Annotated in this window: 12 protein-coding genes; 3 read left to right on the top strand and 9 right to left on the bottom strand. The window is 68.7% G+C overall.

What is annotated here, in order from left to right; genetic code table 11:
* Window positions 1–4: 4 nt before the first annotated feature.
* The 3 genes from ACN2C7_RS03695 to ACN2C7_RS03685 form a co-directional block, all read right to left on the bottom strand.
* Entirely contained in the window at window positions 5–523 is a 519-nt protein-coding gene (locus ACN2C7_RS03695; protein WP_419319933.1) for an ExbD/TolR family protein, read from the bottom strand.
* A gap of 4 nt (window positions 524–527) precedes the next feature.
* On the bottom strand, window positions 528–1229 hold the full coding sequence (tolQ, locus tag ACN2C7_RS03690) for a protein TolQ (protein ID WP_419319932.1): 702 nt from the start codon (window positions 1227–1229) through the stop codon (window positions 528–530).
* A 114-nt stretch (window positions 1230–1343) separates the two neighbouring features.
* A complete protein-coding gene (locus tag ACN2C7_RS03685) occupies window positions 1344–1802 on the bottom strand; it encodes a YbgC/FadM family acyl-CoA thioesterase (protein ID WP_419319931.1) in 459 nt (152 codons plus the stop codon).
* Window positions 1803–1961: 159 nt separating this feature from the next.
* On the opposite strand from ACN2C7_RS03685, the gene ACN2C7_RS03680 reads away from it, so the two are divergent.
* Together ACN2C7_RS03680 and ACN2C7_RS03675 are read left to right on the top strand one after the other, a co-directional pair.
* Entirely contained in the window at window positions 1962–2138 is a 177-nt protein-coding gene (locus ACN2C7_RS03680) for a CopG family transcriptional regulator (protein WP_419319929.1), read from the top strand.
* 29 nt (window positions 2139–2167) lie between these two features.
* The gene (locus ACN2C7_RS03675; protein WP_419319928.1) at window positions 2168–2413 is read left to right on the top strand and encodes a type II toxin-antitoxin system RelE/ParE family toxin; all 246 of its coding nucleotides are present in this window, start codon (window positions 2168–2170) and stop codon (window positions 2411–2413) included.
* 8 nt (window positions 2414–2421) lie between these two features.
* On the opposite strand, the gene ACN2C7_RS03670 is transcribed toward ACN2C7_RS03675, so the two are convergent.
* Genes ACN2C7_RS03670 through ruvC form a run of 4 tightly spaced genes read right to left on the bottom strand, consistent with a single transcriptional unit; the run spans window position 2422 to window position 5450 of the window.
* Window positions 2422–3273: an FtsW/RodA/SpoVE family cell cycle protein gene (locus ACN2C7_RS03670; RefSeq protein ID WP_419319927.1), complete on the bottom strand. Its 852-nt coding sequence runs from the start codon at window positions 3271–3273 to the stop codon at window positions 2422–2424.
* A 4-nt stretch (window positions 3274–3277) separates the two neighbouring features.
* Complete coding sequence (gene ruvB, locus ACN2C7_RS03665; RefSeq protein WP_419319926.1) at window positions 3278–4318, bottom strand: Holliday junction branch migration DNA helicase RuvB; 1041 nt, start codon at window positions 4316–4318, stop codon at window positions 3278–3280.
* Window positions 4315–4932 carry a Holliday junction branch migration protein RuvA gene (ruvA, locus tag ACN2C7_RS03660; RefSeq protein ID WP_419319925.1) on the bottom strand — a complete coding sequence of 206 codons (618 nt, stop codon included), beginning with the start codon at window positions 4930–4932 and terminating at the stop codon, window positions 4315–4317. Before ruvA ends, ruvB begins: the two co-directional genes overlap by 4 nt.
* Complete coding sequence (gene ruvC / locus ACN2C7_RS03655) at window positions 4929–5450, bottom strand: crossover junction endodeoxyribonuclease RuvC (RefSeq protein ID WP_419321381.1); 522 nt, start codon at window positions 5448–5450, stop codon at window positions 4929–4931. The genes ruvA and ruvC overlap by 4 nt, the downstream gene beginning before the upstream one ends.
* Before the next feature lie 121 nt (window positions 5451–5571).
* Between ruvC and ACN2C7_RS03650 the strand changes: the two genes are divergently transcribed.
* Entirely contained in the window at window positions 5572–6981 is a 1410-nt protein-coding gene (locus ACN2C7_RS03650) for a M20/M25/M40 family metallo-hydrolase (protein ID WP_419319923.1), read from the top strand.
* A 152-nt stretch (window positions 6982–7133) separates the two neighbouring features.
* Here the strand turns inward: ACN2C7_RS03650 and ACN2C7_RS03645 are convergent, their stop codons facing one another.
* Complete coding sequence (locus tag ACN2C7_RS03645; protein ID WP_419319921.1) at window positions 7134–8066, bottom strand: nucleoside hydrolase; 933 nt, start codon at window positions 8064–8066, stop codon at window positions 7134–7136.
* A gap of 101 nt (window positions 8067–8167) precedes the next feature.
* Window positions 8168–8923, bottom strand: coding sequence for a YebC/PmpR family DNA-binding transcriptional regulator (locus tag ACN2C7_RS03640; protein WP_419319920.1), 756 nt, complete (start codon window positions 8921–8923; stop codon window positions 8168–8170).
* Window positions 8924–8996 lie beyond the last annotated feature (73 nt).

Below are 8996 nucleotides of genomic sequence, written 5' to 3'. Positions count from 1 at the left end.
CGACCTATTGGGCCGGCCGCAGGTCGCCCGAGCCCTCGGGCTGGGCGTCTAGCGGGGCCGCGCCCGACGACGGGCCGCCCGTCTCGGTGATCAGGTTGATCTTGGAGAAGCCGGCGTTCGACAGCGCCGCCATGGTCTGGGCGACCACGGCATAGGTCGCCGCGCCGTCGGCCCGCACGAACAGCGGCTTGTCATAGCCGTCGCCGGCGATGGCGGTGATGCGCGGCGCCAGGTTCTCGAAGGCGATCTCGGTCTCGCCGACGAAGATCTTGCCGGCGCGATCGATCGACACGGTGATCGGCTCCTGCTGGTTTTGCAGGGCGGCGGCCTCGGTCTTGGGCAGTTCCAGCGGCACGCCGGCGGTCAGCAGCGGGGCGCTGATCATGAAGATGATCAGCAGCACCAGCATCACGTCGACCAGCGGGGTGACATTGATCTCGGACAGGGCCCCGCGCGAGCGGCGGCCGCGTCGGCGACCGCGGCGCCCGCCGGTGGCGAAGGCGTCGTTGGCGGACATCGACATCGGTCTAGACCCGCTCGGCCAGGCGACGCTGGATCGCGGTCGACAGGTCGTCGGCGAAGCCTTCCAGGCGGCCGGCATACTTGCCCGCGTCGGTCGAGAACTTGTTGTAGGCGATATAGGCCGGGATGGCGGCGACCAAGCCGATGGCGGTGGCGAACAGGGCCTCGGCGATCGACGGGGCCACCACGGCCAGTGAGGTGTTCTTCGAGATGGCGATGGCCTGGAAGGCGTGCATGATGCCCCACACCGTGCCGAACAGGCCGATGAACGGGCTGGCGGTGGCGACGATGGCCAGGCTGCCCAGGCCCTCTTCGACCTTGGCGCTCTCGCGGGCGATCATGGTGTCCATGATCCGGTCGATGCGCTGGATCAGGAAGGCGGCCTGATTTTCGCTGATGGCGCCGCGCGACTTGGCCTCGCGCCATTCCTTCAGCGCCGCCTGCAGCATGCGCGGCAGCGGATGGCGCGGATTGGCGCCGGCCTCTCCGGCCACGTCTTCCAGCGAGCGGCCGGCCCCGACCTGGCTCTCGAAGCGGTCGGCGGCGCGGTTGAGCGCGGCGAAGCGGAACAGCTTGTCCAGAATCACGCCCCACGAGCCCAGCGAGGCGAGGATCAGGCCGACCATCACCCCCTTCACAACCCAGTCGGCCTGCATGAACAGGGCGAGGAACGAGAAATTGGCGGGGGCGGCTGCGGCGGCGTCCATGCGGGGGATCCTGCTCCGTTCGGGCGTCTGTCTAGGTGTAGCGTCTTACTGGCATGAAGCGGCGCTTTGGTGAAACTATGACAATCACCGGGAGAGCCTGAAAATTCCCCGCGCTCAGATTTCGGTCCCGGCGGCGGGCTCAAGCCACGGGGCCATCTGGGCCAGCATCTGCGCCGTCGGCCTGCGCGGGCGGCCGTCCAGGGTGATGCAGACGGCAGTTCCCGCCGCCTGGCAGATCAGCTCGTCGCCGCGCGTGATCTTCTGGCTGACGAACAGTCGCGGACCCTTGACGCTGTCATAGGTGGTGCGGACCACCAGGGCGTCGTCGATCCGGGCCGAGCGCTTGAAGTCCAGCTCCATGCGGATGATCGCGAACGCGGTGTCGGCCTGGGCCAGCTCAGTGTGCGAGATGCCGATCAGCCGGAAGAAGTCGCTCCGCCCCCGCTCGAAATAGCGCAGATAGTTGGCGTGATAGACGATGCCGGAAAAGTCGGTGTCTTCGTAATAGATCCGGACGGGCAGCTGGTGCTCTCGGCCGTCGAAGCCGCCGGCGGTGGGGTCTGGGGTGGTCATCTACGCTCCGGCGCGCCCTGGGGTCAGGGGAGTATAGGTTGGTCGGGCAAGGGCGATAAGCCCACTGGCGAAATCGGCACGGCCGTCAAAGGTGCAAAGATAGAAATTCAATCTCGGATTGATTATGGACTTTCGCGGTCGCCATGATAAATTCTGGCCATGAAGATCGAACCCGCCATCTTCGATGAAACGGACGATGCCGCTGAAGCCGCCGCAGACGCGCGCGCAGAAGCCGACATCACGGCGGGTCGCGTCATCAGCCACGAAGCCGTGAGCCGCTGGCTGAAGTCATGGTCCGACGGCGCGCCCACGCCAGCGCCCAAATCCGGCGACTAGTGCGGCGGATTGTCTGGACGGCCGAGGCCGTGTCCAATCTCGAAAGCATCTTCGCCTACGTGTCGGCGTTCAATGCCTCCGCGGCTGTTCGTCTGGCGCAACGCCTTCAATCGGCGGCCGACAGTCTGGCCATGCATCCAGACCGTGGGCGTGAGACCGTCCGTGGATTGCGAGAGCTTGCGATCATCCACCCTTACCTGATCCGCTACAGGGTCAGGGACGATGCCGTTCTCATCCTGCGGATCCGTCATGGCGCTCAGGACGTCGAGGCCTGAGGCTTAGATCATGGCGCCGGATCGCTCTGGCTGGCGGGTTCGCCGAGCATGAGGCCGACGGACAGGCCCCAGGCCAGGATCGGCGCGGCGCCGTAACCCAGGACCGGTGCAGGATAGTTGCCAAACAGGTTGGCGAAAATCCAGCCCGCCCACAACGCCGCCAGAGCCAGAGCTTCGACGCGCCGCTCGGGACGGCTGGCGGCGACCAGCAGAAATGGCGCGGGCAGGCTGAACATCAGGATCGCGGTCAGGACGCCGACCACAGGGCTGCTGGCGAAGCTGGCGGCCAACAGGCCTTCGACATAGGGCACGGCCGGCAGGGTGTCGGGTTCGGTCCAGGCGGCATAGGCGAACACGGCGGCGACGGCGACCACGGCCCAGGGGAGCAGCTGGCGCGGGCGCTGGACCAGCGTTGCCGCGCCGATCGCCAGGGCCCAGGCCAGGGACGAGGCGGCGTCGTGCTGATAGAGCAGCGCAAAGCTCAGGCCGGCGGCCAGAGGGGCGACGCGCCGGTCCTCGAAACCTCTCGCGACGGCCCACACCGCCAGGGGCAGGACCAGGAAGGCCGTGTGCAGTTGCACTGGTCCCAAGGCCAGCCAGCGCCGTGCGCCCTCCAGGACAGAGCCGGTCATCAGGGTCCAGACCAGGGCCAGGGCGCAGGCGGCGATCAGCAGCCAGTACCGCCAGCGGGCCTTGCGCCAGAAGCGCGCCACCACCAGCGCCAGGCCAAGGGCAATGACGGCGGCCAGGGTCTGCAGTGCCAGCGCGTTGGCGCCGGCGCCGGCCGCGCCGATCGCCGCCAGGGAAACTCCGAAACAGGCCGCCGCCTGAATGGCGGTCACGAACCGGATACCGCGCATGGCTCTACGCCTCCCCGAACAGGCCGCCCTGAGCCGGCGGCGCGGCGGGCGGCGTCAGCCCCAGGTGCAGATACGCCTTGCCGCAGGCCACCCGGCCGCGCGGGGTGCGCTGGATGAAGCCCTGCTGCATCAGATAGGGCTCGATGACGTCTTCCACGGCGTCGCGGGACTCGGCGATGGCGTAGGCGATGGTCTCGACCCCGGCCGGGCCGCCGCCATAGTGCTCGATCAGGGCGCGCAGATAGCGGCGGTCGAGGCTGTCGAGGCCGACCTCGTCCACCTCCAGCCGCGCCAGCGCCATGCCGGCCGCCTTGCGATCAATGACGGTCGCGCCGTCGGCCTCGGCGAAGTCGCGCACGCGGCGCAGCAGACGGCCGGCGACGCGGGGCGTGCCGCGCGCCCGGGCGGCGATCTCGGTGGCGCCGTCTTCCGACAGCGGCGCGCCCATCTTGCGGGCCGCGCCCAGCAGCACGTGTTTCAGCTCGGCGTGGGTGTAGAATTCCAGCCGGATCGGAATGCCGAAACGGTCGCGCAGCGGCGTCGCCAGCATACCGGCCCGCGTGGTCGCCGCCACCAGGGTGAAGGGGGCAAGGTCGATGCGGATCGATCTGGCTGAAGGTCCTTCCCCGATCACCAGGTCCAGCACATGGTCCTCCATGGCCGGATACAGGATCTCCTCGACGTTCGACGACAGGCGGTGGATCTCGTCGATGAACAGGACGTCGTTGGCTTCCAGATTGGTCAGGATCGCCGCCAGGTCGCCGGGCTTGTTCAGCACCGGGCCCGAGGTGGCGCGGAAGTTCACGCCCAGCTCGCGGGCGACGATCTGGGCCAGGGTGGTCTTGCCCAGGCCGGGCGGGCCAAACAGCAGGACGTGATCCAGGGCCTCGCCCCGGCCCTTGGCGGCCTCGATGAAGACGCGCAGATTGCTCTTGGCCTGCTCCTGGCCGACGAACTCGGCCAGGGTCTGCGGGCGCAGGGCCTTGTCGGCGGCCAGCGGGACGGCTTCGTGGGGCTGGGCTTCGCCGGAGATGATGCGGGTCAACGCCCGAGCTCCTGCAGCCCGGCCTTGATCAACTGCTGCACCGTCGCCTCGTCGCCCAGCTTAGCCGCCGCCGCCTCGACCACCCGCCGCGCATTAACCTCCGCCACACCCAGACCCATCAGCGCCGCCACGGCGTCGCCGGTCGGGGCCGGCTTGGCCTTCACAGGCGCGGAACCCGAGGTCGGCGCGGTCATCAGCACCGGCCCGTCGGTGATCGGCTTGTCCTTCAGCTCGGTGACGATGCGCAGGGCCAGCTTGGGACCCACGCCCGAGGCCCGCCCGACGGCGGCCTTGTCCTCGCGGGCGACGGCGCTGGCCAGCTCGGCCGGCGACAGGATGTCCAGCACCGCCATCGCCGCCTTGGGCCCCACGCCCTGGATGGCCTGCAGCAGAACGAAGGCGCGACGGTCCTCGCGGGTGGCGAAACCGTAGAGCCGCAGGCCGGCGCTTTCGCTCCACTGGCTCTCGATGTGCAGCAGGGCCTCTTCGCCCAGGGCCGGCAGGCGCGACAGGGTGCGGCCGCCGCAGCGGACGACGTAGCCCACGCCCATGACGTCGATCAGGGCCTCTTCCTCGCCGACCTCGGCGACGGCCCCACGCAGACGACCAATCATGCGACCCTCCGGTTGGCGACGCGCAGGTTGGCGTGGGTGATGGCGACGGCCAGGGCGTCGGCGCAGTCGGCCGTGGTCTTGCCGGCCGTGGGCAGCAGGCGGGCGATCATGAAGCCGATCTGGGCCTTGTCGGCCGCCCCGGTGCCGACCACGGCCTTCTTGACCAGGCGTGTGGAGTATTCGGCCACCAGCAGTCCGGCGCGGGCGGGGGCGATCAGGGCGGCGGCGCGGGCATGGCCCAGCTTCAGCGTGGACTGGGCGTTGGTATTGAGGAACACCTCCTCGACCGCCGCCTCGTCGGGCCTGTGCTGCTCGATCACCGCGCAGATGCCTTCGAACAGGTGCAGCAGGCGCTGGGCGAACTCGGCCTTCTCGTCGGGCGCGATCACCCCGTGGGCGACGTGGCTCATCCGCGAGCCCTCGACCGCGATCACGCCCCAGCCGGTGCGGCGCAGGCCGGGGTCGAGGCCCAGGATCCGGATCGGGATGCGATTCATGTTCATCATGTGTTCTCGCAACATCGCCTGTTCCGCGTCCGAGGAAAAGCCCCTGTATCGCTAACGGGAGCTTAACGGCGGCCCTTGCGCGCCACGGCGTTGCGCGCTCTCCTGACACAAAGGTCTTAGGGAGATGCTTTCGATGCGTTTGGCGGGATGGATGACGACGGCGGCCGTGCTGGCCCTGCCGATGGCGGCGAACGCTCAGGCGACGCCTCGCCCCGACCAGCTGAAGTTCCGCGAGCTCTACAAGGAGCTGGTCGAGATCAACACTACCCTGTCGGTCGGCAGCTGCACCGTCGCCGCGCAGGCCATGGGCGCGCGTCTGAAGGCCGCCGGCTATCCAGAGGCCGACGTCAAGGTCGTCGTCGAGCCCAAGCATCCCCGCGAGGGCTCGCTGGTGGCCGTGCTGCACGGAACCGACCCCAAGGCCAAGCCGATCCTGCTGCTGGCCCATATCGACGTCGTCGAGGCCAACCGCGCCGACTGGACCCGCGACCCGTTCGTTCTGGTCGAGGAGAACGGCTATTTCTACGGACGCGGCACCTCGGACGACAAGGCCCAGGCCGCCATCTGGGCCGACAGCCTGATCCGCCTCAAGCAGGAGGGCTTCAAACCCAAGCGCGACATCAAGATGGCCCTGACCTGCGGCGAGGAAAGCGAGGGCTATAACGGCATCGAGGACCTGCTGAAGAACCACCGCCCGCTGGTGGACGCCGAATTCGCCCTCAACGAAGGCGCCGACGGCCTGCTCGATGATCAGGGCAAGGAAGTCGTGCTCGAGGTCCAGGCCGGCGAGAAAGTCTATCAGGACTTCACCCTGACGGTGACCAACCCGGGCGGCCATTCCAGCCGCCCCCATGGCGCCAACGCCATCTATCAGCTGTCGGCGGCCCTGGACCGGATCGGCGCCTATCAGTTCCCGCCCCGCTTCATCGACGCCACCCGGGGCTATTTCACCCAGATGCAGCCCCGCGTGCCGGCCCCGCAGGCCGCCGCCATGAAGGCCCTGGTCGCCAATATCGAAGACCCGGCGGCGCTGAAGGTCGTCACGGCCGATCCGATGTGGAACTCGATGCTGCGCACCACCTGCGTGGCCACCCTGGTCAGCGCCGGCCACGCGCCCAACGCCCTGCCCCAGCGCGCCACGGCCAACGTCAACTGCCGCATCCTGCCGGGCACGCCGGTCGAGGAGGTCAAGGCCAAGCTGTCGGAGGTCGCCGCCGATCCGGCCGTCGCCTTCACCCTGGCCCACGAGGCCAAGGCCGCCTCGCCGCCGCCGGCCCTGACGCCCGCCATCATGGGCCCGATCAACAAGCAGGCCGCCAAGCTGTGGCCCGGCGTGCCGATCGTGCCGATCCTGCTGACCGGCGCCACCGACGGCGTCCACACCAACGCCGCCGGCATCCCGACCTATGGCGTCACCGGCCTGTTCGGCGGCTCGGACGGCGACGGCATCCACGGCCTGAACGAGCGGATGCGGGTAAAGTCGCTGTATGACGGGCGCGATTTCCTGCACGGCCTGATCAAGGACTATGCCGGCGGGAAGTAAGGCGCCCTGTGGTGATGCTCCCCCTCTGGGGGAGCTGTCGCGAAGCGACTGAGGGGGCAGCGCAGGCGTAGATATGCTTTGCGCCATCTGGATTGGCGCCGCGTGGCCCCCTCCGGCCCTCCGGGCCACCTCCCCCAAAAGGGGAGGATCTGTCAGGTCGCCACGGCCCTGGTCCCAAACAACGTCGCCACGATCAGCGCTTCCACCGCCGCGACATCGACGCCCACGCAGACCTCGGCGTTGGGCGCGCCGTCGATGCGTTCGATACGGCCCTGGCGCACCCCGTCGACCGACACCCGCAACCGCGCCGGCTCGAAGGTGAAGGCGTCCGGCGCGATCAGGCTGGCGGCGGCCACGGCGTCATGCGGATGGCAGGCCTCCACTGTGCCCCAAACCTGGGCGTGGAAGTCGATATAGCCGCCCACCGCCCGGTTGAGCCGGGCCGAGAGCGGCGAGCCGCAACAGGCCGCGCCGGCCTCCAGCGCCGCGCGGCTCAGGGTGATCCGGCTGGAGATATCCATCGGCATCAGACGCGGGCGAACCCCGGCCTCGAGAATCCGCTGCAGGGCTTCCGGATCGCTCCAGCTGTTGAAGTCGGCCCCGCCGGCGGCCTTGCCCTCGACGACAAAGGCGCCGGCCATGATGGTCGGCCGCCAGTCCCGAAAGGCGACCGGATCGTCCAGCAGGCCCTGGGCCAGGTTGGTCAGGGGGCCCAGGAACAGGCCGGTGATCCGGCGACGGGCGGCGAAGGCCAGGAGGCTGACGCCATGGCCGCGATCCAGCTCGGGCAGTTTCCAGCGCTGCGAAAACCCCGCGCCGTTCAGCCCATCGGCGCCATGCGCCGGCCGCATGCGTTCGACCCGCCGCTTGGCCAGGCCAGACCCCGCGCCGATATAGACCTCGGCCCCGCAGCCGGCGAGCCGCAACACCCCCCGGGCGTTGGCGGCGGCCTGGTCGACATAGGTGTTGCCGAACACCGCCGAGACCGAGCCCACCTCGATACTGTCATGCGCTCGCGCCAGCATCGCCAGCGCCAGGGCGTCGTCCACGCCGCAGTCGGTATCAATGTGCACGCGCAGGGTCATGCGCTCAGTGTAGCCGAGGGGGCATGACAGAGAGAAGGGCGCTGTGCGCCTGGCATCCCGGGGAAGACCCGGGACCGCAACCGGCGCGGCGCTTGGGGCGTCTAGCCCAGCGCCGCCAGATCCTCGTCGCTGATCTCTTCGTTCGAATAGACGTTCTGGACGTCATCATCGTCGTTGAGCATGTCGAGCAGCTTCATCAGGGTGGTGACGCTGTCGCCGGTCACCGGAACCTGCATCTTCGGACGCCAGGCGATCTTGGTGTTGCCGGCGGGGCCGAACTTGGCTTCCAGGGCGGCGGCCACTTCGTTGAGGTCCTCAAAGGCGGTGTAGATGGTGTGGCCTTCGCCTTCCTCGTCCATGTCCGAGGTGACGTCGTCGGCGCCGGCCTCGATGGCGGCTTCCATCATGGCGTCTTCGCTAGCGACCTTGGCCGGATAGGTGATCTGGCCGACATGGTCGTAGTTGAACACCACCGAGCCGGTCGCGCCCATATTGCCGCCCAGCTTGGTGAAGTAGGAGCGCACATTGGCGGCGGCGCGGTTGCGGTTGTCGGTCAGCACCTCGACGATGATGCCGACGCCGCCGGCGGCCACGCCCTCGTAGCGGATTTCCGAATAGTCGGCGGCGTCGCCCATCTGCGACTTCTTGATCGCGCGGTCGATGACGTCCTTGGGCAGGCTTTCGGCCTTGGCGTTGTTCACGGCCAGGCGCAGGCGCGGGTTCATGCTCGGGTCGGCCACGCCGGCCTTAGCCGCCACGGTGATTTCCCGCGACAGCTTGGAAAACAGCTTGGAGCGCGCGGCATCGGCGCGGCCCTTGCGGTGCATGATGTTCTTGAATTTCGAGTGACCGGCCATTCGGGGGCTCTGTCTCTGATCTGAAGAAGGTGGAGTGGGCGCGCTTCTAGCCGCTTGAGCGGGGTTCTGTCAC

Source organism: Caulobacter sp. ErkDOM-E (assembly GCF_048541895.1).
In the GTDB taxonomy this organism is placed as follows: domain Bacteria; phylum Pseudomonadota; class Alphaproteobacteria; order Caulobacterales; family Caulobacteraceae; genus Caulobacter.
The sequence above is the reverse complement of the archived record's forward strand: the minus strand, read 5'-3'. Positions and strand labels throughout refer to the sequence as shown.